Raw genomic sequence first — 445 nt, 5'->3', positions numbered from 1 at the left:
CTTCTTGTTTCTTGCTCTCTTCTAGTTTTTTCGCCTCTTCCTGTTTCTTGCTCTCTTCTAATTTCTTTTTCTTCTCTGCCTCACTCACTTGCTTTGCTGTTTCATCTACTAATGATTTCTCAAAAGCTTGAATTTGTTTATCAATCTCCTGTAAATTAACCTCTTTATCCACATACTCGCAGTATTCTTTAACTATATGAAAACCAGCATTCACATACGAGAATACTTGCTTATTAGATTCACTTTTATTTCCCTTTAACTATTCTTTCACTTTGTTATAAGGATTTTCTATTGATGCATATACCTTTTGTAACAGTTCCCTCTCAGTAACAATTTTCTCACGCCCTTGCTTCCACGTAACAAGCACCTGTTCTAACTAACAGTTCCCTCTCAGTAACAATTTTCTCACGCCCTTGCTTCCACGTAACAAGCACCTGTTCTAACT

At 36.2% G+C, this 445-nt stretch carries 1 protein-coding gene and 1 pseudogene; both read right to left on the bottom strand.

Annotation, left to right across the window (positions count from 1 at the left end):
• A pseudogene (locus tag AC1DJR_RS33470) lies at positions 1-376 on the bottom strand (DUF4047 domain-containing protein); the annotation flags it as partial.
• A complete protein-coding gene (locus tag AC1DJR_RS33465; RefSeq protein ID WP_477004621.1) occupies positions 339-434 on the bottom strand; it encodes a hypothetical protein in 96 nt (31 codons plus the stop codon). The pseudogene AC1DJR_RS33470 and the gene AC1DJR_RS33465, both read right to left, overlap by 38 nt.
• Positions 435-445 lie beyond the last annotated feature (11 nt).

It is taken from the genome of Bacillus sp. 05T31, assembly GCF_056396725.1.
Note: the sequence above shows the minus strand (reverse complement) of the source record. Positions and strands in the feature narration are given on the sequence as shown.